At 63.0% G+C, this 25,966-nt stretch carries 25 protein-coding genes and 1 CRISPR repeat array (1 of these 26 running past the window's edge); of the genes, 8 read left to right on the top strand and 17 right to left on the bottom strand.

What is annotated here, in order from left to right; translation table 11 throughout:
• A CRISPR array of direct repeats spans window positions 1-2,009; the repeat unit is 31 nt; unit sequence GTCGCCCCCTCACAGGGGCGCGGATCGAAAC; it begins 2,203 nt to the left of the window's first position.
• Between the two features lie 56 nt (window positions 2,010-2,065).
• From grxD to purL, 3 genes are all read right to left on the bottom strand, one after another.
• Window positions 2,066-2,395 carry a Grx4 family monothiol glutaredoxin gene (gene grxD / locus IF10I1_RS07580; RefSeq protein WP_019964614.1) on the bottom strand — a complete coding sequence of 110 codons (330 nt, stop codon included), beginning with the start codon at window positions 2,393-2,395 and terminating at the stop codon, window positions 2,066-2,068.
• 131 nt (window positions 2,396-2,526) lie between these two features.
• Window positions 2,527-2,760 (bottom strand): BolA family protein, encoded by a 234-nt coding sequence (locus tag IF10I1_RS07585; protein WP_050472653.1) that lies wholly within the window; start codon window positions 2,758-2,760, stop codon window positions 2,527-2,529.
• Window positions 2,761-2,817: 57 nt separating this feature from the next.
• A complete protein-coding gene (gene purL, locus IF10I1_RS07590) occupies window positions 2,818-5,016 on the bottom strand; it encodes a phosphoribosylformylglycinamidine synthase subunit PurL (RefSeq protein WP_186415028.1) in 2,199 nt (732 codons plus the stop codon).
• Between the two features lie 332 nt (window positions 5,017-5,348).
• On the opposite strand from purL, the gene IF10I1_RS07595 reads away from it, so the two are divergent.
• A complete protein-coding gene (locus IF10I1_RS07595; protein WP_186391962.1) occupies window positions 5,349-6,713 on the top strand; it encodes a methyl-accepting chemotaxis protein in 1,365 nt (454 codons plus the stop codon).
• 52 nt (window positions 6,714-6,765) lie between these two features.
• Here the strand turns inward: IF10I1_RS07595 and IF10I1_RS07600 are convergent, their stop codons facing one another.
• Window positions 6,766-8,280, bottom strand: a complete 1,515-nt coding sequence (locus IF10I1_RS07600; protein WP_186415027.1) for a PLP-dependent aminotransferase family protein — start codon at window positions 8,278-8,280, stop codon at window positions 6,766-6,768.
• 101 nt (window positions 8,281-8,381) lie between these two features.
• Between IF10I1_RS07600 and IF10I1_RS07605 the strand changes: the two genes are divergently transcribed.
• A complete protein-coding gene (locus tag IF10I1_RS07605; RefSeq protein ID WP_152967514.1) occupies window positions 8,382-8,630 on the top strand; it encodes a DUF1127 domain-containing protein in 249 nt (82 codons plus the stop codon).
• Window positions 8,631-8,655: 25 nt separating this feature from the next.
• Here the strand turns inward: IF10I1_RS07605 and speB are convergent, their stop codons facing one another.
• From speB to IF10I1_RS07630, 6 genes are all read right to left on the bottom strand, one after another.
• Window positions 8,656-9,624: an agmatinase gene (gene speB, locus IF10I1_RS07610; RefSeq protein ID WP_208977176.1), complete on the bottom strand. Its 969-nt coding sequence runs from the start codon at window positions 9,622-9,624 to the stop codon at window positions 8,656-8,658.
• A 62-nt stretch (window positions 9,625-9,686) separates the two neighbouring features.
• Window positions 9,687-9,935: a DUF2164 domain-containing protein gene (locus tag IF10I1_RS07615; protein ID WP_157757156.1), complete on the bottom strand. Its 249-nt coding sequence runs from the start codon at window positions 9,933-9,935 to the stop codon at window positions 9,687-9,689.
• A 26-nt stretch (window positions 9,936-9,961) separates the two neighbouring features.
• Window positions 9,962-10,633 carry a phosphoribosylformylglycinamidine synthase subunit PurQ gene (gene purQ / locus IF10I1_RS07620; protein ID WP_186391957.1) on the bottom strand — a complete coding sequence of 224 codons (672 nt, stop codon included), beginning with the start codon at window positions 10,631-10,633 and terminating at the stop codon, window positions 9,962-9,964.
• A 70-nt stretch (window positions 10,634-10,703) separates the two neighbouring features.
• The gene (locus IF10I1_RS22930) at window positions 10,704-10,811 is read right to left on the bottom strand and encodes a phosphoribosylformylglycinamidine synthase-associated small membrane protein (protein ID WP_197717507.1); all 108 of its coding nucleotides are present in this window, start codon (window positions 10,809-10,811) and stop codon (window positions 10,704-10,706) included.
• Between the two features lie 20 nt (window positions 10,812-10,831).
• Window positions 10,832-11,071, bottom strand: coding sequence for a phosphoribosylformylglycinamidine synthase subunit PurS (purS, locus tag IF10I1_RS07625; protein ID WP_019964623.1), 240 nt, complete (start codon window positions 11,069-11,071; stop codon window positions 10,832-10,834).
• A gap of 167 nt (window positions 11,072-11,238) precedes the next feature.
• The gene (locus tag IF10I1_RS07630) at window positions 11,239-12,168 is read right to left on the bottom strand and encodes a LysR family transcriptional regulator (RefSeq protein WP_186391956.1); all 930 of its coding nucleotides are present in this window, start codon (window positions 12,166-12,168) and stop codon (window positions 11,239-11,241) included.
• Between the two features lie 104 nt (window positions 12,169-12,272).
• Here IF10I1_RS07630 and IF10I1_RS07635 point away from each other — a divergent pair, with 104 nt between their 5' ends.
• The gene (locus IF10I1_RS07635) at window positions 12,273-12,932 is read left to right on the top strand and encodes an NADPH-dependent F420 reductase (RefSeq protein ID WP_186391955.1); all 660 of its coding nucleotides are present in this window, start codon (window positions 12,273-12,275) and stop codon (window positions 12,930-12,932) included.
• 84 nt (window positions 12,933-13,016) lie between these two features.
• Here the strand turns inward: IF10I1_RS07635 and purC are convergent, their stop codons facing one another.
• Window positions 13,017-13,814: a phosphoribosylaminoimidazolesuccinocarboxamide synthase gene (purC, locus tag IF10I1_RS07640; RefSeq protein WP_019964626.1), complete on the bottom strand. Its 798-nt coding sequence runs from the start codon at window positions 13,812-13,814 to the stop codon at window positions 13,017-13,019.
• A 292-nt stretch (window positions 13,815-14,106) separates the two neighbouring features.
• Between purC and IF10I1_RS07645 the strand changes: the two genes are divergently transcribed.
• From IF10I1_RS07645 to IF10I1_RS07655, 3 genes are all read left to right on the top strand, one after another.
• Window positions 14,107-14,430, top strand: coding sequence for a DUF1476 domain-containing protein (locus IF10I1_RS07645; RefSeq protein WP_050472660.1), 324 nt, complete (start codon window positions 14,107-14,109; stop codon window positions 14,428-14,430).
• Between the two features lie 153 nt (window positions 14,431-14,583).
• Entirely contained in the window at window positions 14,584-15,351 is a 768-nt protein-coding gene (locus tag IF10I1_RS07650; protein ID WP_186391954.1) for an HpcH/HpaI aldolase/citrate lyase family protein, read from the top strand.
• Between the two features lie 148 nt (window positions 15,352-15,499).
• On the top strand, window positions 15,500-15,715 hold the full coding sequence (locus tag IF10I1_RS07655; protein WP_186391953.1) for a hypothetical protein: 216 nt from the start codon (window positions 15,500-15,502) through the stop codon (window positions 15,713-15,715).
• 97 nt (window positions 15,716-15,812) lie between these two features.
• Here the strand turns inward: IF10I1_RS07655 and IF10I1_RS07660 are convergent, their stop codons facing one another.
• The 4 genes from IF10I1_RS07660 to IF10I1_RS07675 all read right to left on the bottom strand — a co-directional run bounded on the left by IF10I1_RS07660 (window position 15,813) and on the right by IF10I1_RS07675 (window position 18,682).
• Window positions 15,813-16,367 carry an alpha/beta hydrolase gene (locus IF10I1_RS07660; RefSeq protein ID WP_186391952.1) on the bottom strand — a complete coding sequence of 185 codons (555 nt, stop codon included), beginning with the start codon at window positions 16,365-16,367 and terminating at the stop codon, window positions 15,813-15,815.
• Window positions 16,368-16,370: 3 nt separating this feature from the next.
• A complete protein-coding gene (gene purB / locus IF10I1_RS07665; RefSeq protein ID WP_094461965.1) occupies window positions 16,371-17,699 on the bottom strand; it encodes an adenylosuccinate lyase in 1,329 nt (442 codons plus the stop codon).
• Window positions 17,700-17,933: 234 nt separating this feature from the next.
• Window positions 17,934-18,257, bottom strand: a complete 324-nt coding sequence (locus IF10I1_RS07670; protein ID WP_186391951.1) for a DUF1330 domain-containing protein — start codon at window positions 18,255-18,257, stop codon at window positions 17,934-17,936.
• Between the two features lie 32 nt (window positions 18,258-18,289).
• Complete coding sequence (locus IF10I1_RS07675) at window positions 18,290-18,682, bottom strand: hypothetical protein (RefSeq protein ID WP_058899476.1); 393 nt, start codon at window positions 18,680-18,682, stop codon at window positions 18,290-18,292.
• Between the two features lie 133 nt (window positions 18,683-18,815).
• Here IF10I1_RS07675 and IF10I1_RS07680 point away from each other — a divergent pair, with 133 nt between their 5' ends.
• Window positions 18,816-19,658 (top strand): helix-turn-helix domain-containing protein, encoded by an 843-nt coding sequence (locus tag IF10I1_RS07680; RefSeq protein ID WP_186391950.1) that lies wholly within the window; start codon window positions 18,816-18,818, stop codon window positions 19,656-19,658.
• 69 nt (window positions 19,659-19,727) lie between these two features.
• Here IF10I1_RS07680 and IF10I1_RS07685 read toward each other — a convergent pair whose 3' ends face one another.
• The gene (locus IF10I1_RS07685) at window positions 19,728-20,693 is read right to left on the bottom strand and encodes a sodium:proton symporter (RefSeq protein ID WP_058899478.1); all 966 of its coding nucleotides are present in this window, start codon (window positions 20,691-20,693) and stop codon (window positions 19,728-19,730) included.
• 97 nt (window positions 20,694-20,790) lie between these two features.
• Here IF10I1_RS07685 and IF10I1_RS07690 point away from each other — a divergent pair, with 97 nt between their 5' ends.
• On the top strand, window positions 20,791-22,035 hold the full coding sequence (locus tag IF10I1_RS07690) for an FAD-binding oxidoreductase (RefSeq protein ID WP_208977174.1): 1,245 nt from the start codon (window positions 20,791-20,793) through the stop codon (window positions 22,033-22,035).
• A gap of 71 nt (window positions 22,036-22,106) precedes the next feature.
• Here IF10I1_RS07690 and IF10I1_RS07695 read toward each other — a convergent pair whose 3' ends face one another.
• Entirely contained in the window at window positions 22,107-25,739 is a 3,633-nt protein-coding gene (locus IF10I1_RS07695) for a cadherin-like beta sandwich domain-containing protein (RefSeq protein WP_186424422.1), read from the bottom strand.
• Window positions 25,740-25,966 lie beyond the last annotated feature (227 nt).

The raw sequence follows: 25,966 nt of genomic DNA on the forward strand, positions 1-25,966 counted from the left end.
CTCGGCATGGGCGCTGTGTCGCCCCCTCACAGGGGCGCGGATCGAAACACATATCGCGAGGTGACTGGATCGTCGTTCTACGGTCGCCCCCTCACAGGGGCGCGGATCGAAACGTCTCGAGATGTCATCGAAGTCAACCTTCAGACCTGTCGCCCCCTCACAGGGGCGCGGATCGAAACCGGTAACGCATCCATCAGCTTGTTGCCCAAATCGTCGCCCCCTCACAGGGGCGCGGATCGAAACCTCCGCCAGGTCCCTCACCACCTCGCCCAGCGTGTCGCCCCCTCACAGGGGCGCGGATCGAAACATCGGTGCCGGGCACGGATTCCGTGCGGTAGACAGGTCGCCCCCTCACAGGGGCGCGGATCGAAACGGCTTTCCGGCCGTCGCCCTCGCGCACGGTCGCAGTCGCCCCCTCACAGGGGCGCGGATCGAAACGTTGATCGCCTGCACGGTGTAGTAACCGCTGATGGTCGCCCCCTCACAGGGGCGCGGATCGAAACCCACCGCCTGGGACACCACGGCAGGGGAAACCGGGGTCGCCCCCTCACAGGGGCGCGGATCGAAACGCCGAGGGCGCTGCCCGCATATTTCGTTGCGTCACGTCGCCCCCTCACAGGGGCGCGGATCGAAACCGCCGCTCGTGCAGATCCGCATGGTGATGCAGGGGTCGCCCCCTCACAGGGGCGCGGATCGAAACCCGGCCGCTCAGCGTCATAAATCGCCATGACGCGGTCGCCCCCTCACAGGGGCGCGGATCGAAACTCAACAAAGAAAACGTGCTCAACGTCGGACGTTGGTCGCCCCCTCACAGGGGCGCGGATCGAAACATGCGTCGGGCTCCAATCTCGACTCGATTGCCGCGTCGCCCCCTCACAGGGGCGCGGATCGAAACTGGAAAGCCTGGCCTTCCGCCGCCGCATCAAAGCCGTCGCCCCCTCACAGGGGCGCGGATCGAAACAAGCAGCCCCGCGCCTGGGTGCTGGGCCGCACGCCGGTCGCCCCCTCACAGGGGCGCGGATCGAAACAACGCGGGTCTCCTCGACCCAATCGATCATCAGCACGTCGCCCCCTCACAGGGGCGCGGATCGAAACACCAGATGGCGGGCCTTGAAGGCTGGGTGCCCGAGTCGCCCCCTCACAGGGGCGCGGATCGAAACAGTGCCTGCACCTGCGGATAGGCACGCGGGTCAAGTCGCCCCCTCACAGGGGCGCGGATCGAAACCGCCCAGAGGACTGAGCAACGAACCAGCCAGATCGTCGCCCCCTCACAGGGGCGCGGATCGAAACCTCCAACAGTTCCACCGACACCACCCCGGCCCGGTGTCGCCCCCTCACAGGGGCGCGGATCGAAACTGCGTTCACGTCATGGTGAGGCGTATAGAGCGCTGGTCGCCCCCTCACAGGGGCGCGGATCGAAACGGCATATATTGCCTCTGCCGCAGCCCTGTAGAGCGTCGCCCCCTCACAGGGGCGCGGATCGAAACCGCGATTGCCCGGCAAGCGCTGGCGGCTTCGCGGTCGCCCCCTCACAGGGGCGCGGATCGAAACTTTGTGACGGCGGCCGCGACGGCATCGAGGCGGGGTCGCCCCCTCACAGGGGCGCGGATCGAAACACGGCCATCATTCGCGAGCTTGACTGCCAGACGCCGTCGCCCCCTCACAGGGGCGCGGATCGAAACCGTCTCCTGTCCTGTGGTCTGAGCCGCAATCTGGTCGCCCCCTCACAGGGGCGCGGATCGAAACAATGGTCCGTTATCCCGGTTTCATCTGGTTCGGCCAGTCGCCCCCTCACAGGGGCGCGGATCGAAACGTGTCAACGCCGGTCAGCCGGTAGACCGTTTCGGGTCGCCCCCTCACAGGGGCGCGGATCGAAACGCATCCTGCCGCACGCCGATCCGGCATCGACCGCTGGTCGCCCCCTCACAGGGGCGCGGATCGAAACGATGTCTTCGCAATCGTCTTGCCGAGTGGCGTGGTCGCCCCCTCACAGGGGCGCGTTTAAAACACAAAAAAGCCGGAGCGGTTGACGCTCCGGCCTTTTCAAGCGCTCACTTCAACTGCATCAGGCGGCTGTCGTGGGGATGCCTTTTTCGGTGAAGACGGCCTGGAGTTCCTGATTCTGGAACATCTCGCGCACGATGTCGCAGCCGCCGAGGAATTCGCCCTTGACGTAGAGCTGCGGGATCGTCGGCCAGTTGGTGAAGTCCTTGATGCCCTGGCGCAGGTCAGCATCTTCCAGCACGTTGATGCCCTTGTAGGGCACGCCGATGTAGTCGAGGATCTGAACGACCTGGCCGGAGAAGCCGCACTGCGGGAAGTTTGGCGTGCCCTTCATGAACAGCACGACATCGTTCGTCTCGACTTCGTTCTTGATCCAGTCCTGGATGCTCATTGCCATGTCCTTCCGGGAGCCTTGTCCCTGATGGGCCGGGCTTGGGCCGGCCTGTGCGTTTTACAAATCAGCTGCGGGCCTGTGCCTTGCGGCTCCGGCTGGCCCGCGCCGGTTCAGTCTCAGTCCATTCCTCAATCGGGGGCGCTGGTCTGCAGGGCAAGGGCGTGCAGCGTGCCGCCCATGTTGCCCTTCAGCGCCTGATAGACCATCTGATGCTGCTGGACGCGGCTCTTGCCGCGGAAGGATTCCGAGACCACGTTGGCGGCGTAGTGGTCGCCGTCGCCCGCCAGATCGCGCACCTCGACGGTTGCGTCGGGCAGGGCGGCCTTGATCAGGGTGATGATCTCGTTTGCGTCCATCGGCATGTGGTCAGTCCTCTTCCCTCTGAAGTTCCATCCGCTTGTGGCGGAGTATGGCAGCCGTCAGCCGGCCGCCATGAAGCTGGGGAACCAATTCTCGTGTGCTTCCTTGAGCTTTGCAACGGATATGGTGAGGATGCCCTCGACAGTCAATTCACTGCCGCCCACCACACCGAGACGCTCCACGGCAACGCCTGCGTCCAGCGCGTCTTCTTCGAGGCCATCGGCCTCATCGGCCTTGACGGTGACCACGTAGCGGGCCTGATCCTCGCCGAAGAGGGCGGCATGCGCCGGGCCCTCCACCTTCACCCTTGCGCCCAGCTTGCCGGACATGGCCATTTCGGCCAGCGCCACGGCAAGGCCGCCGGAGGAGATGTCATGGACGGCGGAAACGCGGGTCTCGCGGATCCAGCCGCGCACCAGATCGCCGTTGCGGCGCTCGGCTGCCAGATCCACCGGCGGCGGTGCGCCTTCCTCGCGGCCCAGCACCTCGTAGAGATACTGCGAGGCACCCAGATGCGTGCCAGTGCCGCCGATGAGGAAGATCACGTCGCCGTCCTGCGCAAAGGCGGAAGAGGCGCGCACATTCACATCCGGCAGCAGGCCGACACCGGCAATGGCCGGGGTGGGTAGGATCGCCTGGCCGTGGGTCTCGTTGTAGAGCGAGACGTTGCCCGAGACGATGGGGAAGTCCAGCGCGCGGCAGGCCTCGCCGATGCCTTTGATGCAGAAGACGAACTGGCCCATGATTTCCGGCTTCTCGGGGTTGCCGAAATTCAGGTTGTCGGTCACGGCCAGCGGCTCGGCGCCGGTGGCGGTCAGGTTGCGCCAGACTTCAGCCACCGCCTGCTTGCCGCCCTCGAAGGGATCGGCCTCGCAGTAGCGCGGCGTCACGTCGGCGGAGAAGGCAAGGCCCTTGCCTGCGGCATTGACGCGGATGACACCAGCATCGCCGCCCGGACGGGCTGCGCTGTTGCCCTGAATCAGCGTGTCATACTGCTCGTAGACCCAGCGGCGGGACGAGCCATTGGCGCCGCCCACCAGCTGCAGCAGGGCAGCGGCGTAGTCGGCAGGGGCGGGAATGCTGGCTGCATCCAGCAGCGGGCGCTTTACCGGCTCCACCCAGGGGCGGTCATATTCGGGGGCTTCGTCGCCCAGCTCCTTGATCGGCAGGTCGGCCACGACCTCGCCCTGGTGCCTGACGATGAAGCGCAGCGTGTCCGTGGTCATGCCGACGATGGCAAAGTCCAGACCCCACTTGCGGAAGATGGCGGCGGCTTCCTGCTCCTTTTCGGGGCGCAGCACCATGAGCATGCGCTCCTGGCTTTCCGACAGCATCATTTCATAGGCGGTCATACGCTCTTCGCGCACCGGCACCTTGTCGAGGTCCAGCTCGATGCCGAGGTCACCCTTGGCGCCCATCTCGACAGCGGAACAGGTGAGACCGGCCGCGCCCATGTCCTGAATGGCGATGACGGCGCCAGTGGCCATCAGCTCGAGGCAGGCTTCCAGCAGGCATTTTTCGGTGAAGGGGTCACCCACCTGCACGGTCGGGCGCTTTTCCTCGATGGTGTCGTCGAACTCGGCCGAGGCCATGGTCGCACCGCCCACGCCATCGCGGCCGGTCTTGGCACCCAGATAGACGACCGGCAGGCCGACGCCTTCGGCCTTGGACAGGAAAATGCCGTCCTTCTTGGCAAGCCCTGCGGCAAAGGCGTTGACGAGGCAGTTGCCGTTGTAGCGCGGGTGGAATTCCACCTCGCCGCCCACCGTCGGCACGCCGAAGGAGTTGCCATAGCCGCCCACACCGGCGACGACGCCGGAGACGAGGTGGCGGGTGCGCGGATGGTCCGGGGCGCCGAAGCGAAGGGCGTTCATGGCCGCCACGGGGCGTGCGCCCATGGTGAAGACGTCACGCAGGATGCCGCCCACGCCCGTCGCCGCACCCTGGTAGGGCTCGATGTAGGACGGGTGGTTGTGGCTTTCCATCTTGAAGACGATCACATCGTCATCGCCAATGTCCACGACACCGGCATTCTCGCCCGGGCCCTGCACCACGCGCTCGCCCGTTACGGGCAGGGTCTTCAGCCACTTCTTCGAGGACTTGTAGGAGCAGTGCTCGTTCCACATGGCCGAGAAGATGCCGAGTTCGGTGAAGGTCGGCTCGCGGCCGATCAGATCCAGAATGCGCTGGTATTCGTCGGGCTTCAGGCCGTGGGCCGCGACGAGATCTGGCGTGATTTTGATGTCGTTGGGGATCATGGGCGTCCGCAGTCGTCTGGCAGGGTCGTGCCGGGGATGATGTTCGGGGCCGGTTTAACAGATCATCGGCAGGAATGGGAGACTGTTGCGCGGTTTCCTGGGGCTATTTTGGCCGAAGTGTGAAACCGCATCTGTTTGCCGCCCATGGACAGCCTGATGCGTGCCGTGCAGCCCTCCTCAGGCTCCCTTCTGCCTTCGCTGCAACGGCCGGCGTAAAGTGCGGGCAGGGACTGCCGCCCTCGGATTTTTACGCATGCAAGTCACTGTAAAAGTTAAAGATTGCTTCAGTCATTTGCCGATACCTCTGAGAAAGATATCCTCGGGAGGTCATGATGTTCGGCTTGAAGTCTGCAGCGCCCGCCATTGCGGTGAAGCAGCCAGAATTTGATGTAGCAGCCCTTGTGGGCGCATTGCGTGCCGTTGAAGGGCATCTGGAGCTTCAGGGAACCGGCAGTTTGCCGGCTGAAGTTGTCTCCGCCCTCACTTCGTTGAAGATGGCTCTCGACCGGGAGAACGAGACGCAGCTGCAGCAGACGGTGGATTACTCCCTTCAGGCCAGCCGTGCCATGGCCGCCACGGCACGGATCACCGGCGAAATCCGGGAGACGGACAATCGCGCCCGGGCAATTTCCGGCGGAGTTGACGAACTGACGGCCTCCATCGAGCAGATCGCAGCAACGGCAAGCGAAGCGGCTTCTTCCATGGAGGAGGCCCATTCCGTGCTGGATGGCGGGGCAGCCGCCACCCGCAGCGCCGCCGTGTCATCCCGCCGTATCGGCGATTCCTTTGACCGCATGAGCGAGGGCGCCCGCCAGCTTGCGGCTGCCGCCGAGCAGATTGGCATGTTTGTCTCGACCATTGACGGCCTTGCCCAGCAGACGAACCTCCTGGCGCTGAACGCCACCATCGAAGCCGCGCGGGCCGGTGAAGCCGGCAAGGGCTTTGCCGTGGTGGCCAGCGAAGTGAAGCAGCTTTCCGGCCAGACGCAGAAGGCCACGGACGATATCCGTGCCCGTATCGAGCGGCTGCAGGTGCATGTCTCCGAGGTTCTGGACACTGTTTCGGTGGTGCAGGACCTTGTGGGCTCCAGCGTGGAACAGGCTGAAGAAGCCGCCGAGAAGATCGGCTCGGTGCTGGGGCATGTCGGCTCCAACAGTTCCCGCATGAACGCCATCTCCGGCCTGTTGCAGGCGCAGAGCGAAGCGGTGCGGGAGATTGCCGAAGGCATTCATGCCGTTGCCAGCCATTCTCAGGCAGCAAGCCGTTATGCTGATGATGTCATCAAGGCGGTTGGCAGTTCCGAAGCCGTGATCAACACCCAGTTTGCCAGCCTCGAAGGGCGCAATGTGCGCAACTACGTGCTGCACCGGGCCAAGTCCGATCATCTGCTGTGGAAGAAACGGCTCTCGGAAATGCTCGTCGGCCTCAACAGCCTGAAGAGTGCGGAGCTCTCGGATCATCACCAGTGCCGCCTGGGCAAGTGGTATGACGCGGTGTCCGACAAGGCGCTGCGCTCCAATCCCGCCTTTACGGCACTTCTGCCGGTGCATGAGGCTGTGCATGCCCACGGCAAGAAGGCTGCGGATCTGTATGCGAAGGGGGATATGAAGGGCGCCGAAGCTGAAATCGCCGCCATGGAGCGGGCCTCCGACGAGGTCCTGTCCCGCATCGACGCCCTGTTGCGGGCCACGCGCTGATCTTGCTATGATCTTTTATGGAGGCCCTCCCGTTCAGGGGAGGGCCTCCACTCTATTCGAAACTGTCGTAACCGGTGCTGGCATTGCGCAGAAGATCGCGGATGATGCCGAGGCCCTTGATCAGTTCTTCCCGCGTGTGGGTGTTGCTGGTGCCGAGCCGGACCCGGTGATAGACGCGGGCGCTGCGGCCGGTCTTGAACTCGTCCTCGTCATCCACGAGCACCCCTTGCGCGGCGGCGGCGGTCTTGAAGGTTCCGGACATCCAGGGCTCCGGCAGCTTCAGCCAGATGAAGGGCGTTTGCGGAGACGCGTTGAAGGTCTGTCCGGCAAGAAGACCCATCGTGATCTCGTGCCGGGCGGCCAATTCCTGCAAGATACGCTGCCGCAAGTCGTCGGCAGTGCCGGAAAGCACGAGCCGGGCGGCGAGTTCCGCCATCAGGAAGCACAGGCCTCCCGTCAGCATGTTGTGAGCCGTGAACAGCCGCTGCGCGTGGCTCGGGGGGGAGGCGATCCAGCCGCCGCGAATGCCTGCCGAGACGGATTTGGACAGGGAGCCCACATGGAAGGTCCGCTCCGGGGCAAGCTCTGCGAAGGGCGGGATGCCGCCTGCATGCAAGGAGCCGTAGACCTCATCCTCGATGATCCAGAGATTGTGCTCGCGGGCGATGGCGATGATCTCTGCCTGACGTGCCGTGCTCATCTGACCCAGCGTCGGATTGTGTACGGTCGGCATCAGGAAGATGGCGCGCGGATGCTGCTGGGCGCAAAGGCGGGCCAGATCCTCCGGAATTGGGCCTTCGTCATCGCGCGCCACGGCCACCGGCTGGCGGCCGGTCAGGGTGACGCCTCTTGCGATGGAACTGTAGGTCAGTTCCTCAAAGACCACCCGGTCGCCGGGCATCGTGGTGGCGCTGATGATGGCCATCAGCCCGCCGCGCGCACCCGTGGTGGGAACAATCGTTTCTGATGCGGGCGTCCAGCCGCAGCGGGCAAGCCACTGCTGGCCGGCCAGCCGCCAGCTGTCCGGCACCAGCCGGGTGTAGCTGGCGATCTCATGCGGCATTTCGCGGGCTATTTCGGATATGACCCGCTCAATCGCCTGTGCCTGCCCGACTTCCGGCGCGGAGGTGCTGTCCAGCCGCAAGGCACCGGTTGGGGCGACAGCGTGACGGGTGCCGCCAAAGCCCGGATCCGGATTGGCCATCGCCAGATGTGTCCATGCGGGGGTGCTGACGGGTATCGCAACCGGCTTTTCTTCAAGGGTATGAGACAAGGCAGGGGAGGCGGCCCCGTTCACCGGGCCGGCGGCTTGCGGTGCTGCGCCGCCAGCGAGCACATAGGTGCCCCGGCCGACCTCGCCACTGACCAGCCCGCGCTCGCGCACGATGCCATAGGCGCGGCCCACCGTCCCAACGGTGACGCCCAGGTCATAGGCGAGGTCCCGCTGCGGCGGCAGCTTTGCTCCAGCAGGCAGGGCGCCGGAGACGATGTCATCGGCAATGCGCTGGGCGAGCCGCACATAGAGCGGGCCTTTGCCCGAGGGGAGGTCAGGGAGCCAATTTGTCATGGTGACAATTCTATAGCTTGCACCGGGAGGTGAGTCAATTCATACAGCGTTACGGGGTCAATGAAACGAGATTGTATCAATTGTACCGCTTGGAGAGTGACATGTCCCACGTTCATCAGTGCGAAGAGCCAGAAATTGTCTTGCGTGAAGCGCGTCCGGCACGCCGCTTTTCCGGTCTGCTCAAGGCCGTGATCGCGACGCTGGCCATGTGGCTGACTGTCGGCAGGACACGGGCGCAATTGTCTGAACTGACGGATGATGAGCTGGCCGATATCGGCATCACCCGGGAGCAGGCAGCGAAGGAAGCCGCGCGGCCTTTCTGGGTCTACCGGGAGCGTCCGCGCGACTGATGCCTGTTTCGTGCGGTGCTGGCGGTCAGTCCTGCTGCGCTCTTGCCGTAGCCAGAATGCAAAGCAGTTCGAACATCAGCGAGGCACCGAGCCATGCGGTGCCGCCCGAAGGATCAAACGGGGGTGACACCTCCACAAGATCGGCGCCCACCACATTGACGCCCGCCAGCCGCCGGATCAGCCGCTGCGCCTGAAACGAGGTTATGCCCCCGATTTCCGGTGTGCCGGTGCCGGGGGCAAAGGCGGGGTCGATCACGTCGATATCGAAGCTGATGTAGGCCGGTGTTCTCCCCACCCGCTCACGGGCCTCAGCCATCACGTGATCGACCCCGCGCTCCATCAGTTCCTCGATCATGATGATGCGCACGCCCTGTGCCTCGCCCCACTCGATGTCCTCGCCGTCATACATCGTGCCGCGAATGCCGATCTGCACGACACGTTCGGGGTCCAGCAGCTCTTCCTCGATGGCGCGGCGGAAGGGCGTGCCGTGGGTGTAGCGGAAGCCGCCGAAATAGCTGTCGAAGAGATCGGTATGGGCATCGAAATGGATCATGCCCAGCGGGCCGCTGCGGGCCAGCGCCCGGAGCACCGGCAGCGAGACAAGATGGTCACCGCCTGCGGTGAGCGGCGTGATGCCGAGATCGACGATCTGGTCGTAGAAACCGGTAATCCGCGCCAATGCGTCCTGCACATCGGCCGGGTTGACCGGTGCATCGCCCAGATCGGCACAATTGGCGAGACCGAAGGGATTGATCCGCGTGTGCGGATGCACTTGCCGGATCATGGTGGAGAGATCGCGCAGCTGGCGCGGCCCGTGGCGGGCTCCCGCCCGGTTGGTGGTGCCGCCATCCCAGGGCACGCCGATCAGGCCGATATCAACGCGCTCAGCCTCCGGTGAGGCAATGTTCACATGCGGCAGGCGCATGAAGGTGGGAATGCCGGCAAAACGCGGCAGCTCGAACCCGGATACCGGCTGAAAGAAGGTGTCGTCCATGCTGTGCCCCTTGCCCGTTTTTCCCAGCATGCCCGGTGCGGGCAGGGAAGGACAAGAGGGTTTCAGCGCCAGTCCTGACGCTCAAGTCCTGCCAGATCGTCGGAAAGATCTTCGAAGCGCTTTGCCGCCTGTGCCGCGGCATCGCGGACGCCGAGGGTGTAGAAGGCGCTGCCGGCTTCCTCAGCTAGAAAATCCAGCAGCCGCAGCGCGTCCATGTTGCCCAGATCCACGTCCAGCTCGTCCCGGCAGAAATCCGAAAGACGGCTGGCAATCCGGGTCTGCAGGTCACGGGGGAGTTCCAGCTTCTTCATGGATTTCTCCCCTCGCCTTGCCCGTTTCAGGCCACCAGCTGGCCGAGCAGGCTTTCGAAGATCTTGCGGCCATCGGTGCCGCCCTGCAGGTCTTCGATCAAGTTCTCCGGATGCGGCATCATGCCGAGCACGTTGCCGGCCTTGTTCATCACACCGGCGATGTCGTTGATCGAGCCGTTCGGGTTGCAGCCGTTGGCATAGCGGAACACCACCTGGCCGTTGTCCTCGATGGTCTTCAGCGTTTCGGCATCGGCGAAATAGTTGCCGTCGTGATGGGCGATCGGGCAGCGCCAGACTTCACCCTGCCGGAAGGCGCTGGAGAAGGCGGTCTTGGCATTCACCGTTTCCAGCTCGATTTCCTTGCAGATGAACTTCAGCCCGGCATTGCGCATCAGCGCGCCCGGCAGCAGGCCTGCTTCGGTGAGGATCTGGAAGCCGTTGCACACGCCCAGCACATGCACGCCCCTGGCGGCACGGGCGATCACCTCCTGCAGCACCGGCGAGCGGGCGGCAATGGCACCGGCGCGCAGATAATCGCCATAGGAGAAACCGCCGGGGATGACGATCAGGTCCACATCCGGAATGTCCGTGTCCGTGTGCCAGACCGTGGCAGGCTTCTGGCCGGTGATCTGCTCCAGTGCGTAGAGCATGTCACGGTCACGGTTGAGGCCGGGGCAGAGGATGACGGCGGACTTCATGGCAGGCTTCCCGTGTGTCGTCCTGGCGGACTGCGGCGGATCGGATGGGCCTCGGCGGCCCTTGCAAACTCTAGAGCAGCAGGAGCACAGCCAGAAGGCTGAGCCCTGCCGGCAGCAGGATGAAGATGGCGGCCTTGATCAGGAGAAAGCGGATCGCCTTTTGTGCATCCGGATCCATGGCCGCAGCCTCAGTCTGCCTCAGAGGATTTCGATGGCGTAGTTCTCGATGACGGTGTTGGCGAGCAGCTTCTCGCACATGGCGGTCAGTTCCTCGCGGGCCTTGGCCGCGTCGCGGTCGCTCAGCTCCACGTCGAAGACCTTGCCCTGGCGCACGCCATTGATGCCGTCAAAACCGAGAGCGCCGAGCGCCCCTTCGATGGCCTTGCCCTGGGGGTCCAGAACGCCGTTCTTCAGGGTGACGGTGACACGTGCCTTCATCGCTCTCGTCTTTCCGTTAATCGCCATGGCCAATGCGGCCCTTTTCTGCCGCGCTGCTTACACCAACCAGCCCCGTGACGGAAGGGGCTTCGCCCCATAGGCACAAACTTAAGGACATATTGATGCGCTGCACTTGGGCAGCACCGTTTCCTCCCTGTTCCGGTGGATCAGGTGCCGGTGCGCGATGGTTTTTGCCGTGTTGATCGGGGATCGCCGAATTCTCTCACGGCAGCCTCGATGAAGGCCCGCAAGGCTGCCGCCGGACGGCGGGATGCCGGATAAAGAAGATGCACCGGTTTGGCCGGGCCATCATAATCCGGCAGCACCCGGACAAGCCGTCCTGACGTCAGTTCCGCCGACAGGACACGTTCCGGGCCGAGTGTAATCCCCATTCCTGCAACAGCAGCATTCAGCAGCGCCGCCCAGTCGTTGCTGCGCAGCCGCCCCTGCACATTGATTGTCTGAGTTCTGCCATCCTTTGCAAATGTCCACTCGCAGCCGAAGGTGCGTGACCAGCTGGCAAAGCCCAGACATTGATGGCTTTCGAGGTCTGAGGGATGAACGGGCGTGCCGTGTTCGGCAAGATAGGCCGGTGAAGCGCAGGTGATCAGGCGGTAGGGCGCCAGCGGATGAGCAATCAGATTCGTGTCCGCCAGCTCTCCAATGCGGATGATCACATCAAGTCCTTCGTCCAGCGGGTCGGTGTAGCGGTCCTCCAGTACCAGGTCGGCCTCCACGCCCGGATGTTCTGACAGCCAGTTCTTGAGGAACGGAGCCAGTGCAAAAGCTCCGAATGTCTTGCCCGCGCCGATGCGCAGGATGCCGCGCGGGGTCTTGCGCATTTCATTGGCAAGACCGTCCGCCGCCTCTGCTTCGGCCAGCACAAGTTTGCAGCGGTCGTAATAGGCCCGGCCGATATCGGTCAGGCTTTGCCGCCGTGTCGTCCGGTTGAGCAAGGTCATGCCGAGCCGGTCTTCGAGAGAGAGCACATGCTTGGCGACCATTTGCGGCGACAGGTTCAACGCAGCCGCCGCCTTGGCGAAGGAGCCAAGATCCGCAGCCTTCACGAAGACAGCCATGCTGGTGAGCCTGTCCATCAATTGCCTACCTGATGTTGTTAGTGTTGAGCAATATGTGAAATTTATTCCTGATTGGTTGTTAATTTAGATCATGGCTGCAACACCTGAAAAGGGAGTGAGTCATGAGAATAGGAATTATCGGTGCAGGCTTTGTTGGTCAGGCCATTGCGAAGCTTGCCGCCGCCAATGGCCATGAGGTGATGATCAGCAACTCCCGCGGACCAGACACGCTGTTCAGCGTGCGCGGTGCGCTCGGCTGCGCTGCCGGAACGGCGGAAGAAGCGGCAGTATTCGGTGATCTTGCCGTTGTTGCCGTGCCGCTGAAGGCCTACAGGTCAATCCCTGTCCTGCCGCTCGCAGGCAAGATCGTGATCGACACGAACAACTACTACCCGGAGCGGGATGGCACGATTGAACAGCTGGACCGGCAGCAAACGACAACCAGCGAATTGCTGGCGGCGCACTTGCCGCAATCGCGTGTGGTCAAGGCGTTCAACGCCATCGTCATGGCTGATCTTTCGAAGGATGGAAGGCCATCCGGCGCTACTGACCGGCGCGCGCTTCCGATTGCCGGGGATGATGCGGATGCGAAGGCTCTTGTCGCCCGTCTTTATGAAGAGTTCGGTTTCGATGTGGCGGATGCCGGGCCGTTGAGTGAAGGCTGGCGTTTCGAGCGTGCCCGGCCGGCATACTGCATGTGGCTGAACAGGGCAGAGCTGGAACGCATGCTCGCGGCAACCACGCGGGATGCGTTTGTGGAGGAGGGGGCCTGGCGCAAGTGACGGCGGCAAGGTGCAGATAGCTGCCCGCAAACACAAAAGGCCCCGTCCGGCAGAAGCCGGACGGGGCCTTGAGAGTGTTGAGCCTTACTGGACGAGCGTCGGGCCGGAGCCGTTCGGGCGCTCGTTGTCGTTCAGGATGCCGAGACGGCGCGCGACTTCCTGATAGGCTTCCAGCATCCCGCCCATGTCGCGGCGGAAGCGGTCCTTGTCCATCTTGTCGTTGGTGGCGATATCCCACAGACGGCAGCTGTCCGGCGAGATTTCGTCCGCGACGACGATGCGCATCATGTCACCTTCGAACAGACGGCCGCATTCGATCTTGAAATCGACAAGGCGGATGCCGACGCCGAGGAACAGGCCGGACAGGAAGTCGTTGACGCGGATGGCGAGCGCCATGATGTCGTCGAGTTCCTGCGGGGTAGCCCAGCCAAAGGCGGTGATGTGCTCTTCAGCGACCATCGGGTCGTTGAGGGCGTCGTTCTTGTAATAGAACTCGATGATGGAGCGCGGCAGCTGCACGCCTTCCTCGATGCCGAGGCGGGTGGCGAGCGAACCGGCTGCAACATTGCGCACCACGACTTCGAGCGGGATGATCTCGACTTCGCGGATCAGCTGCTCGCGCATGTTCATCCGGCGGATGAAATGGGTCGGGATGCCCATGCCATTCAGCTGGTTGAAGATGTATTCGGAGATGCGGTTGTTAAGCACGCCCTTGCCGTCCACGATCTCGTGCTTTTTGGCGTTGAAGGCGGTTGCATCGTCCTTGAAATGCTGGATCAAGGTTCCAGGCTCAGGGCCCTCATAGAGGATCTTGCCCTTGCCTTCATAGATACGCCGGCGGCGATTCATGGGCACGTACCGTGTTTGCTTGAGAAAATCCATCGATGCGGGAAACTCCTGTGCATGCGATTTTGAAGTGGCGCAAGTGCTGGCCATTTCCTTCAACATCGACAATTAGCCCCGCATTAGCGGCGCGGAACTTAAACGATCCTTTGCAAAAGTACAATGGAGCCGGGGTAATCATTTGCGGATGCGGCTCACGTCGCGGCAATCTCTGCGCTAGTGCGTTGATTTGCATCATTGCGGGGGATATGCAGAGCGCGGAACAGATACCATATGAATGGGGCCACGCAGGTGGTTGAAGGTTTGCTGTCTGCACAAGAGGAGGCATTTCATGAGCACGTTTGACGGTCGTGGGGAGAGTTTCGAAAACAAGTTCGCTCATGACGAGGAGCTGCGCTTCAAGGCGAACGCCCGGCGCAACAAGCTTCTGGGCCTGTGGGCTGCGGAAAAGCTTGGGCTTTCTGCTGCAGCGGCAGATGACTATGCAAAGGAAGTGGTGCGCGCCGACTTCGAGGAAGCTGGCGATGAGGACGTTTTCCGCAAGATCCGCGCCGATTTCGACAAGGGCCATGTGGAACAGTCCGACCACCAGATTCGCCGCACCATGGACGAACTGATGCACACCGCGATCGACCAGATCCAGAAGGGCATCTGACCTTTCATCCGCACGGCGCATGACGAAAAACCTCCGTGCCACCGGCGTGGAGGTTTTTTGCTGGGCATGGGGACGGCGAACGGATGCAGCCTGATTCTGCCTTGCCGGGTTGTCTGACATCCTGTCTGATGGGGCCAGAACAGGGAGGCCCAGATGGCAGACAGGAAGACACTCGCAGCGCGGTTCAAGGCGGATGAAACGGTGGTGACGGCCTGGTCCGTGCTGCCGGCGCCCGTGGTGGCCGAGGCCATGGCGCGGGCGGGCTTTGGCGCGGTGACGCTGGACATGCAGCACGGCATTCATGATGCGGGCAGCATCCGCGATTGTCTGGCCGCCGTGGCGCTGGGCGGAGCGCACCGGATCGTCCGCATTCCCGTGGGCGGCAATGCCATGGCCAGCCGTGCCGCCGATGCGGGGGCCGAGGCGGTGATCGCGCCGATGATCAATTCTGCGGAAGACGCCAGAGCCTTTGCCGCCGCAATGAAATATCCGCCGCTGGGCAGCCGCAGCTGGGGGCCCGTGCGCGCCGCGATGCTGGCCGGGCAGACCATGCCGGACTATCTCGCCGGCGCCAACAGCGAGGTTCTGGCCTTTGCCATGATCGAAACACCAGAGGCCGTCGCCGCGTTGGATGAGATTCTGGCTGTGCCGGGCATTGACGGGGTGTTCGTCGGGCCGGGCGACCTGTCGCTGACCCTGTCCAATGGCGCGGCGCTCAACCCCCACAGCGAGTCCGTGCGGGAGGCCGCAGAACTGATCATCGGCAAGACCCGCGCCGCCGGGCGCTTTGCGGGCTATTTCTGCATGACGCCTGAGGATGTGAAGGCGGCTGAGGCCATGGGCTACCGTCTGCTCGCCCATGGCATGGATCTGCCGGTCATTCAGGGCGCCTTCCGCGACGTTCTGGCACGGCTTGCTTGATCCGGATCAAGGACCATCCGCTCCGGCCAGCGCAACTTGACGGGGAAGATCACCGGCATGGGGCAGTGGCGCCCGGACGGCAGGCGCGGTGATCGGGATGTTGCGGCGTGCTCCTGCGCGCCGGGCATCCGTAACCGGAGCCTGTGTCATGTGGAAGCTTGCCGCGATTCTCTTCATCGTCATCGGACCGACAATGGCCGGCATCGGCGCTCTTGTGCCGCTGTCGGTCTATGGTCTCGACCACTTCAATCCGCTGATGCTGGCAGGGGCCGCGGCCTGCGGCCTGCTTCTCGCCATTCCGGCCAGCATCCTGGCCGGCAAGCACATCCGCGACATGATTCAGCCCCGCAACCGGGTTGCGTGAGGGGACTGAAGGCTGTCTAGGGAGTTTGGAAGGCTTTCCCGCCGCAAAAGGGTTTACCCTCTCTCGATGAGGCTGGCTCATAGAGAGAGGGTTACACTTACATCCGCGCCATGAAATGGGCGAAGGACATCATGCCTTCGGGCCAGGGGCCATGGCCGCTTTCAAGGTTGATGTGGCCGACATGGCCCGCATCCTGGAACGTGGCGCCCCAGCTGTGGGCGAAGCCCTTGGCCACCTCGAAATCGCAGTACTGATCGTTGTGACTTGCGACCACATGGGTGCGGAAGGGCAGGGGCATGCGCGGCACCGGAACGAAGTCGCCGCCGTCAAAGGCGGGCACGAGGCCGGGCCGGTCCCAGTCGGACGGGGCGACGAGGAAGGCGCCCTTCACCTTGTCCTTCGGCAGCACATGGGCGCCATGGGCAACCAGAATGCAGCCGAGGGAATGGGCGACCAGCACCACCGGGCGCTCCGCCGTCTCGATGGCGGCCAGCAGCGTCTCCATCCAGACCTTCCTGGAGGGCGTGAACCAGTTGTCCTGCTCCACCACCCGCGCGTTGGCCATCTTCTCTTCCCAGCGGCGCATCCAGTGACCGGGGTCACTGTTGGCATAGCCGGGAATGAGCAGGATGTCGGCGTCTGCGATCTTCATAGGTCAGCTTTCCCCGAAGACGCGCTGGAAGATCACGTCCACGTTCTTGATGTGATAGCCGAGGTCGAACCGGTCGCGGATCTGGTCTTCCGACAGGTACTGGCGCACGTCTGCATCGTTCAGCAGCTCGCTGAGGAAGTCCACACCGGCCGAACCTGACACCTGATAGCTTTCCCAGACCTTCATGGCGTTGCGCTGAACCAGACGGTAGGCATCCTCGCGCGAGGAACCGGCCTGGGTGAGGGCGAGCAGGATGCGCTGGGAATGCACAAGGCCGCCGAGACGGTCCATGTTGCCCATCATGCGCTCCGGATAGACCAGCAGCTTGTCGATGACGCCGGTGAGGCGGGCCAGCGCAAAGTCGAGGGTGACGGTGGCGTCCGGGCCGATCATGCGCTCGACGGAGGAGTGGGAGATGTCCCGCTCGTGCCACAGGGCGACGTTTTCCATCGCCGGAATGGAGAAGCCGCGCACGAGGCGGGCAAGGCCCGTCAGGTTTTCGGTCAGCACCGGATTGCGCTTGTGCGGCATGGCGGAAGAGCCCTTCTGGCCGGGGGAGAAATACTCCTCCGCTTCCAGAACTTCCGTGCGCTGCAGGTGGCGGATTTCCGTGGCCACACGCTCGATGGACGAGGCGATGACGCCGAGGGTGGCGAAATACATGGCGTGACGGTCACGCGGGATGACCTGGGTGGAGACCGGCTCTGCCTTCAGGCCCATGGCCTGCGCCACATGCTCTTCCACGCGCGGATCAATGTTGGCGAAGGTGCCGACAGCGCCGGAAATGGCGCAGGTGGCGATTTCCTCGCGCGCATTCATCAGGCGCTTGCGGCAGCGGTCGAACTCGGCATAGGCCTCGGCCATCTTCAGGCCGAAGGTGACGGGCTCGGCATGGATGCCATGCGAGCGGCCGATGCAGACTGTGTCCTTGTGCTCGAAGGCGCGGCGCTTGATGGCGGCCAGCAGCGCATCCATGTCCTTCAGCAGAAGATCGGTGGCGCGCACCAGCTGCACGTTGAAGCAGGTGTCCAGCACGTCTGAGGACGTCATGCCCTGGTGAACGAAACGGGCATCCGGGCCGACGATCTCGGCCAGATGGGTGAGGAAGGCGATGACGTCATGCTTCGTCTCGCGCTCGATTTCGTCGATCCGCTCGATGTCGAAGGTGGCCGCGCCGCCCTTTTCCCAGATGGTCTGCGCCGCTTCCTTCGGGATCACACCAAGATCAGCCAGCGCGTCGCAGGCATGGGCCTCGATCTCGAACCAGATGCGGAACTTCGTCTCGGGAGACCAGATGGCAACCATGTCAGGGCGGGAATAGCGCGGGATCATCGCGGGTCCTCATTCTGGGAAAACTGGCTGGGGTCTATCAGAGACCGGCCAGAGGCTCAATGCCATGCGGCGGTGAAGGGGCACGAAACTGAGCGAAAGCGAAGATTTGGCCAAACTACAGCCCGAGCCCGCTCCGGCGTATCGGCATGGCTTGGCTGTTTCAGGCCGCACCAGCAGGAAGCCGCTGCGCGCCTGCCGTCAGGACCGGCAGAGGCGCGCAGCAAGCGGATTTGCTCAATTGGCAAGAATATCGGTTGCCCGGTGATCTGCATCCACCCCTTGCATGAGGATGACATCCGAAGCGGCGTTTTCCGTTCGCAGTGGCAGGATCGCCTGATAGGCCGCAGATGCATACCATGCTTGCGCATCTGGCATCGACGGAAAGGCGATGATGACGAGGTCTTCAGTCCAGTCACCTTCCAGCACGGTTTTTCCGCCGCCGTGGATGATGAACCGGCCGCCAAAGGGCGCGAGGGTTCCGTCGATCTTTTCCAGATAGGTCACGATGCCGGGACCCATTTCGACCTTGCTGATCCGGGCGATGGCATAGGCTGTCATGTCTCAGTCCTTCCTGATGCAGTCATTCCGGCTCAAGCGGAATGAGCATGGAAACGCCGGGCCACTGCTTTGGTTTCAAGCCAGGTGAGGACGGCAACGGCCAGAGCCTGAGCGATGATAAACGCCGTTCCAAAAGCGTTGGGTGCAATCAGGTCCATGACGAGCAGTGCCATGCTGGCCACGATCCAGGCGATGTTTCCCAGGATGATGATCCCTGCCATTGCGGTCATGTGGCTGAAGCGGAACGCGGCGGCGGCAATGAAGGCGGCGACGGGCAGAAGAAGCACGCCAGCCCAGGTGGAGAGTGCCGCAGGTATCTCCGTGACGGCTGCCAGGGGCGAGGCCCCGGCAATCAGCAGCGCGCCCATGGCAAGGCAGGCTGCAGCATCTGCGAGAAGGATGGTTTTCAGGGAAAGAAAAGGCATTGGACTGTCCTGTCGAGTGCTGGAAGCAGGACCATCCCGCTTCTGCCATGCCCAGACTTCACCGGATTGCTTCTGAAGGCGATTACCTCCAAGGTAATAGCCTCGAAGCTCCGGCTCCCGCTATTTTGCGTGCATGACAACCATGACAGCCTCCGCCAATGTCACAGATCCCGGTTCAATCGGCGCGATGCTGCGCGTCTGGCGGCAGCGCCGGAGGCTCAGCCAGCTTGAACTGGCGCTGGAGGCCGGTATCTCGCAACGGCATCTCTCCTTTATCGAATCGGGCCGGTCGGTGCCGGGCAAGGACGTGGTTTTACGCCTTGCGGAGCAGCTGAATGTGCCGCTCAGAGACCGGAACCCCTTGCTGATGGCTGCCGGTTATGCCCCCATGTTTGCTGGACGCGCCTTGGAAGATCCGGGAATGGCGGCGGCCCGTGAGGCCGTCGGAACAATCCTCAAGGGGTTTGAGCCGCACCCCGCCTTGGCCGTTGACCGCCACTGGAACATGGTCGACGCCAACGGTGCGCTTGCCATCCTGCTCGCCGGTGTGGATCCAAGGCTGCTGGAGCCGCCGGTGAACGCCCTCCGTGTCAGCCTGCATCCGCAAGGGCTGGCGCCGCGGATTGTGAACTTCGGCGAATGGCGCCGCCATGTTCTGGCCCGGCTTGCCGCGCAGATCGAAGCCTCTGCTGATGTTTCTCTAAAGGCCCTTGAAGCAGAGCTGCGGGGCTATCCGGCCGCGACAAGCCGCGAGATGGCGGGGGTAAGCGGCCGATCCGGTGCTGAGGGTATCGCCGTTCCCCTGCGGCTGCAGACTGAAGAAGGCCTGCTCTCCTTTATCAGCACGACCACGATCTTCGGGACAGCGCTCGATGTGACCCTGTCTGAGCTTGCGATTGAAGCCTTCCTGCCCGCCGACCATGAGACTGCCCTGCGCATGGCCTCCCTCGTTCCGGCAAGGACAAGCAGTTCCTGAGGGGTAACACCTGACCTGGATATGTCCTCCGCCGGGTGAGCCGTCATTCCCCTGCAAGCCACGGCGTTGCTAGGCTTGTTTTGCAGGGGCTGATGCCGTCAGCCTGCGGGCCAGCGGGCGCAGCAGGTAGGGCAGGGTGTAGATCGGCAACTGGCCCAGACCGAAATAGAGCCAGGCAAGGTCCGGCAGGGTGCCGCCGAGGGCGGCCACCATCAGCCCCATGTTCCGGTTTCCGGCCGAATAGGCGATGACGAAGGCATCGCTGCGCAGGGCCGGGGCAAAGACCAGCAGCGTCAGGCCGGCCTGTGTCAGCGACACCGCATAGGTGAGGGCCACGATGCCGAGCGACACCATCGGACGGCTGGCAAAGCTTGCCGCCACACCATCCATCACGGCGACGGCGAAGAAGAACAGCAGCAGCACGTTGCCGCCGCTGATCACATCTTGAGCGGCTGCGATCCTTGCCTCGCCTGCCAGCCGCCGCAGCAGCGCGGCCACGGCCATGGACCCGGCCAGGAGGCCGAAGAGCTTGAGGCCCAGTGTCAGGCTGTCGAGCGGCAGCGTCTCGCCCAGAATGAGATAGGCGGTGAAAGGGGCGGTGAGTGGCACCAGCAGCATCGACAGGGCCAGAACCGTGAGGCTGAGCGCGCCGTCCAGCTTCAGGAAATACATGAAGGCAGGCGAGGACATGATGGCCGGGGCTGCCGTGACGATGAACAGCGCCATGGCAAGATCGGGCGCTACCTCCCGCAAGCCCGCCGCCGCGGCGAGGAGGGCGGCGCCCGTGGGCAGCAGAAGCATCATCCAGAGGCTGGCCGCCAGCACCAGCCCGGGGCGGCGCAGCCGGGCCAGAACGGCGGTCTGGTCCACTTTCAGGAAGGCCAGCACCAGCAGCGCGAAAATGGCTTCGGACACAAAGGGCCGCGCCAGGGAGGAGAGGCCCGGCAGCACCATGCCGGCGAAGGCACTCAGGGCCACCGCCCCCGTGCCCCGGCGGCCCAGCCAGCCGAGCGCGCCTGTGAGGGAAAGGGCCATACGGTAATTCTCTCCTTTAGGTGTTGGCGAAAGAGGCTATAAGCGTCAGAATGTTAAGCAACTCGGGCGGGTGAAGGCAGGGCTGGAAGGGTGGCAGGTGCGCACAGTTGACGTCATCGTGCTTGGCGCCGGCATGGTCGGAACCTCGACCGCCCTGCAGTTGCAGCGACGGGGGCTTGATGTTGCCCTTGTCGACCGCCGCCAGCCCGGCGAAGAGACGTCCCATGGTAATGCCGGGATCATAGAGCGCAACGGATTCCTGCCGCCCGGTTTTCCCGGAGATGCGAAATTCCTGCTCAACATCGCGCTGGGGCGCTGGCCCGGCGCCAATTACAGCCTTGCCACGGTGCTGCGTCTGCTGCCCTGGCTGATGGCGTTCCGCCGCCATGGCAGCCGCACGGGCGTGCAGCGCCTTGCCCATGCGATGAATGCGCTGGAGGCCTATGCCATCGGCGAGCACAGGGTGCTGGCGGAAGCCGCGGAGGCGCTGAAATATTACCGGCAGACGGGCACCATTTACGTCTACCGCACGGAGGCAGGGTTCGAGGCGACGGCGGCCGAGCGCCATTATGCCCGGATCTTCGGCGTCGATTATCACGAGATGGACGAGCTCGACCTCAACGAACTGGAGCCCTATCTCACAGCCGAAGGGTGCCGCGGCATCTTCTGGCCCGAGAGCGAATCGGTGTCCAATCCCGGCGCCGTCACCAAGGCCTTTGCCCGGTCGCTGGCGGAGAAGGGCGGCGAGATCCTGACCGGGGATGCAAGGCGCCTGACGCGCTCGCACGGGGGCTGGGCCATTGCCACGGACAAGGGGCCGGTGCGCGGGCGCGCCGTTGCCCTGTGTCTGGGGCCATGGTCCATGGATATCCTGAAAGGCTTCGGCTACCGCTTCCCGCTCGCCGTCAAGCGCGGTTACCACCAGCACTACAAGGCGAGGGCAGGGGCGGGGCTGTCGCGGCCCGTGGTGGATGCGGAAATGGGCTATGTTCTGGCGCCGATGGAAAAGGGCATCCGCCTGACGACGGGCATTGAACTGGCCGAACGGGATGCGGCGCCGACGCCTGTGCAGGTGGAGCGGGCCTTCCGCAAGGCGCGCGAGATCTTTCCGCTGACGGTTCCTGCCGAACCCGGTGCCTGGATGGGCTCACGCCCCTGTTTCCCGGACAGTCTGCCGGTGCTGGGCGCTGCCCCCGGCGAAAGCGGCCTGTGGCTCAACTTCGGCCATGGCCATTGCGGTTTTACGCTGGGGCCGGTCACCGGCCATATTCTGGCCGATCTCATCACCGGCGTGCCGCCGGTCATCGACCCTGCGCCGCTGTCCCCCCTCCGGTTTCTGTGAGAAGTGGCAAGCTCTGCGCGATCAGAGCTTGGCAGATCTCGCCGGATGAAGAGAGTGCTAACAGGCTAGAATTAGAAGCGGACGCCAGCTCTTGCCTTAGCAGTCACTGATGAGCGTCCATCGCTTTCCATATTCACCTTGACGCCTGCGTTGATCTGCCAGCTGGAGCTGTCCGACAGTGTAAGTCCTGCTTCTGCTCCACCAAACGCACGCGATGCTCCGAGCCCCGCATAGCCACCGGTCAGTTCAATGGAAGGTGTCAGTAACAGACCGTTGTCGAGGACGAATATCCGGGCCAGTTCCAGCGCTCCACTTATCCGGAACTGTTGCTCAAGGAAACCATCAAGAATGATTGCATCATTGGTGCTGTTGCTGACGCCATATTGCTTGACTTTTTCCGAAAGGTAGAACGCCCGCAGGGTTGGTGAAAGAGTGGTGACGGGATCCAGTTGCCACGTGCCGGACAGACTGGTGCCAGCCATCCACCGGCTGGTATCGAAACGGCCGTCCCAGAAGGCGGTGTCGATGCTGTTGGACGATCCACCGATCAGCGCATGGGTGTCCCAGAAGACATTGCGATAGATTTCTATCGAGGCATAGGGGCCTGCAAGCCAGCCGTTGCCAGTCAGCCTGGCTCCATCGCTTGATGGATCGCTCATCCGGTCTAGATGAAAGGAAACGCCCAAAAGTGCCCAGTCTGCCAGCAGGTAGTCAGCCCCAGCGGAGAACATTGCAAAGCCGCCCCAGCGGCCGTCATTCTGCTTGCGTATATGAGCAGAGGCAGAGCCCTCGAGCCAGACATTCAACCTGAGTGCCTCTGCCTTGAGATCCGGTGTCAGGGCATTTGCAGCTGCATTTATCTGTTCAAGGCTCGTCGCAAAGCCAAGCGATACGCCACGCTCCGTGGGCGAGAAACGTGTTCTGACGATTTCGTTTGCTGTTCGCATCCTGCGTCTTTCACGCAGGCCTGGCACCTTGACGGAGCTGGCGAGCAGTCCTTGGCGCGTCTGGACAAAGCCGCGCACGAGTGTGTCGATTTCCGCCGCCGCCTTTTCCGGATTATAGCCAAGGTTATAGATGACATTACCAGTATTTGAGATTCCAAGGTCGCTGGTAAGTGAGAAGCGGACAATAACCTGGCCAGAATAGGACGGGTTTGGTGTGAACTTCAGATAAAAGCCTGCCGAACCGCCGCCGCCCGCTTGGGCGAACTGGCTGTTTACAATACGCGCTGTACCCGCATTGGAGGGCTCTACAGCCAAAAGATTTGCCGCAATGAACGGCCCGCCGGTTGCGCCTGCGGTAAGATCAATGTTGGCCGGAACCGCTCCAGCAGGCAACGTCAGCTGCTTGTCGGTCACCGTGACGGCACGCGCTTGCACTACAAGCGTGTAACTGACCGAAGCTATGAAGTTGTTGGCATCGATCACCTGGATGGTGAAACTGTAGCTGCCTTCGGTATCCGCATCGAGGGGCCCGCTCAGCGCCCCCGTCGAGACATTAAGGACCATTCCGGGTGGAAGCGTACCCGAGCTGATACTAAACAGGTAGGGCCCCTTGCCGCCGCTCACGGAAATTGAAGTGTTGTAGTCTTCACCGGCCATCGCTTCAGGCAGTGCGCCTGATGCTGGCGAAAAGCTGATAGAGGCAGCTGCTTCCTTGACCTCAAGACTATATGCCGCCTGTCCGGTTGCTTTGTTCGCGTCCGTAGCGGTGATTGTGAAGCTGTAGCTGCCTTCTGCCACAGGCGTTCCGGTCAGGTTGCCGTCAGCAAAAGAAAGCCCCTCAGGAAGGTTTCCTGCCAAGACAAGAACATATGGCTCCAGGCCTCCAGAGGCTGAGAAGGTCTGGCTGTAGGAAACACCCACTATGCCATTTTCGAGGGCTCCGGAAGCAGGTGATAATGTGATGACATCAGCCCGCGTCACCGTCACTGTATAGGTTTGGACCGTGGTTCCATTTTGTGCCGTGACCACCACACTGATGGTATTTTCGCCGATTTCAAGGTTGATTGCGCTTGAAGCGCTGCCGGATGCGACTGCTGAACCGTTCACCGTGATGGTCGCGTTCGGCTGTGTCGCGGCTGGTGTCACTGTCACGGAGGTGACGCTGTTCTCGACTTTTGTGGTGTAATTCAACGTATCGCTTGCAAAGGCCGGAGAAAGCTCACCTTGCGACAGCGTCAGGCTTGCGAGGGTGGCAATGGCTGATGCAGCGCGATTGATGACGACAGTGTAAGTCTGCGTGGTTACGCCATCCTGCGCCGTGACGATGATTGTGATGGTGTTGTCACCGACGCCCAGATTGATGGCGCCCGAGGCATTGCCTGAAAGTACCGCATTTCCGTTCACGGTGACGGTGGCATTTGCGTCAGAAAGGGTAGGCGTGAGTGTCAGCGTGGTGACTGTGTTCTCTACCGATGCGGTGTAGCTGGTGGTGCCGCTGGCGAAGACCGGATCAAGCGTGCCTGCGGACAGGACCAGGTTCGACAGGGTGGCGACGGTTGCGCCAGCGCGGGTGACGGTGACCGTGTAGGTCTGTGTCGTGGTGCCATCCTGGGCCGTGACCACGACGGTGACGGTGTTGCTGCCAACGTTGAGGTTGATGGTATCCGAGGCGCTGCCGGACGTGACGGATGTGCCGTTCACGGTGACGGTGGCATTTGCGTCTGTGACTGTGGGGGTGACGGTGAGCGACGTGACGGCATTATCGACGGACGCGGTGTAGCTGGTTGTGCCGCTGGCGAAGCCGGGCGACAGCGTGCCCTGAGACAGGACGAGGTTCGACAGGGTGGCGACGGTTGCGCCAGCGCGGGTGACGGTGACCGTGTAGGTCTGTGTCGTGGTGCCATCCTGGGCCGTGACCACGACGGTGACGGTGTTGCTGCCAACGTTGAGGTTGATGGTATCCGAGGCGCTGCCGGACGTGACGGATGTGCCGTTCACGGTGACGGTGGCATTTGCGTCTGTGACTGTGGGGGTGACGGTCAGCGACGTGACGGCATTGTCGACGGACGCGGTGTAGCTGGTTGTGCCGCTGGCGAAGCCGGGCGACAGCGTGCCTTCGGACAGGACGAGGCCCGACAGGGTGGCGTCGGTCGAGGGCGGGAGACCTTCCGAACAGCTCACCGTCATCGTCACCGTGGCAGGATCATTTATGGAAGCGCCCGACTTGTTTACGACCGCTTGGAGGATAGCATGGCTAATGCCGTCCGAAATCGTATGGGAGCCGCTGTCGGAGAAGCTGCCGACCTGATCCGAACTTTCGGAATGCACCCAAGTATCTCCGTCTCCGACAAAGAAAGCGGCGAAGGTATTGCTGCCTTGGATGCCGCTGCCAGTAACCGACCAGGTCAGCGTTTCGCCGTCCGCCAGGTTGTACTCACCGAAGAGATCATGGTAGCCCGGTGAGAGAGAGGCTGCGTCGAAAGTTACTCCGGCACTCCATTCGTCGTTGATCTGCGTGCAGTCGTCCGAGAGCGCGTTGGCGCCGGTCGTGCCGGCGCAAAGGGCGAAACACAGGGTGAGGACCAGGAAAGCGAACTGGCCGAGCCGATGGCCCGCAGCCCCGAGGGCGGCATGAACGGCCTGCGCGCTACGGCTCGCGCTATGGCTGCCCGATGATGTCTCGGTATTCGGGAAAGCGCGGAATGTCGCCGCCTTCTGCTTGCCTGCCGTGACCGTCACAGCTTCTGTGCCCCGCATGCCCTATCCCTGCCGTTTTGAGGGGATGTCCCTGGATCTGCCCCCCCCGCCTGTGGAGCACACCCGCGCCGCTCAGTGCCTGTGGAAATCCCTTGTGCGATATCGCTCTCGGACCGGCATTCGCAGCCGGGCCGGAAGTTGTGAATCGCCGATCCATCTGCAACCTGTCGTTAAGTCACCTTCCTGCAGTGTTTTGTTGGCGCAGTCAATGGTTTGCAACCACCGAC

The organism is Pannonibacter sp. I15F10I1, from assembly GCF_900185665.1.
Classification (GTDB): Bacteria; Pseudomonadota; Alphaproteobacteria; order Rhizobiales; family Stappiaceae; genus Pannonibacter; species Pannonibacter indicus.